The following is a 1,222-nucleotide window of genomic DNA, read 5'->3' as shown; positions in this document are numbered from 1 at the left end:
GTCGACGGCTCATGGACCCGGCGGATGCCACTCGATCATCAAAATCGTGGCGTCGTCGCTGAGTTCGCTGTGCCGGTGGTCGAGGATCGCGTGGATGAGCAGGCGCAGCACCTCGGGGGCGTTCTGCCCGGCGGCCGTCGAGCGGATGATGTGGTCGGCGAAGCGCTCCAGGCCGAACTGCTCGCCTCCCTCGTCGCGCGACTCCACGACCCCGTCGGTGTAGAGCAGAACGCGGTCACCGGGCTCCAGCGTCGTCTCATAGATCTGGCGGGGTGTGTCCGACAGCCGCGCGGGCAGCCCCAGCGGCGGTTCGGCGGGCCGCTCCAGCTCCTTGCCCAGCAGCCGCTGGCGGCGGATGACCAGCGGTGTGGGATGGCCGCAGTTGGACCAGCGCAGCGCCCCGCTGGGCATGTGCAGCTGGAGGAAGACGCCCGTGCAGAACTTGTCCGGAAGCCATTTGGCCAGCGCCTCGTCCACGGTGGTGACGAGCGCCGCCAGATCGGCGCCGGTGCGCCGGGCGTTGCGGCTGCCCGCCATCGCCACGGAGGTGGTCAGCCCGGAGGCCAGGTCGTGGCCCATCGCGTCGAGGATCGTGGCGTGCAGGACGTCCTCGGTGAACGAGTGGTCGAAGGCATCGCCTCCCAGCTCGTACGCGGGCTCCACGACGGCCGTCGAGACCACCCGGCCGGTGCCGATGGAGCGGGGCGGGAGGAAGGCCCGCAGCATCTCCGTGGGCAGCTGAATGGACCGGGTGCGGGTGCGCTGCGCGAAGGTGTCGATGTAGGTCCGCTTGGACGTGATGATCATGCCGAGGAGCGAGGCCAGCGTCCGGCAGCGCCAGAGCCTGAGCCCGTCCAGGGAGGCCATCCGCAGCTGCAGCACCCCCAGCCGCTCCGCGCCGTTCATCAGCGGCAGCCATACGGTGAGCCCGCCCGTGCCCTCCTCCTCGATCCGCACCGAATCGGTGCGGTAGGCGAATCCGGCCAGGGAGTTATCGAGCTCCAGGCGCGGCTCACCCTCCTCGAGCGGCATCAACAGCCGTTGCCGGAGGTCGATCAGGAAGACGACCGCGCGGCCCATGTTCATGGCCTCGGTGTAGTGGTCCAGGGCCACCGGGAGCTCCGCCGGTGATGCCTCGTGGGTGGCCCTGAGCAGCTCCTCCAGCAACTGCTCAGCGGTCTTGGCCGAGGTCGACACGTTCGCGTCCACCATGCGGTCAACC

1 protein-coding gene is annotated in these 1,222 nt (G+C 69.8%); it reads right to left on the bottom strand.

Features of this window, described 5'->3' with window-relative positions:
* Window positions 1–9: 9 nt before the first annotated feature.
* Window positions 10–1,212 carry a PP2C family protein-serine/threonine phosphatase gene (locus GWI24_RS44555; RefSeq protein WP_210951689.1) on the bottom strand — a complete coding sequence of 401 codons (1,203 nt, stop codon included), beginning with the start codon at window positions 1,210–1,212 and terminating at the stop codon, window positions 10–12.
* Between the last annotated feature and the right edge of the window lie 10 nt (window positions 1,213–1,222).

Origin of the sequence: Streptomyces sp. MK37H (assembly GCF_018035285.1) — a bacterium.
Lineage (GTDB): Bacteria > Actinomycetota > Actinomycetes > Streptomycetales > Streptomycetaceae > Streptomyces > Streptomyces endocoffeicus.
The sequence above is the reverse complement of the archived record's forward strand: the minus strand, read 5'-3'. Positions and strand labels throughout refer to the sequence as shown.

What these genes read in the sequence shown, in the direction of transcription:
- GWI24_RS44555 (WP_210951689.1), bottom strand. Translation starts at nt 1,212, where the DNA reads ATGGTGGACGCGAACGTGTCGACCTCGGCCAAGACCGCTGAGCAGTTG.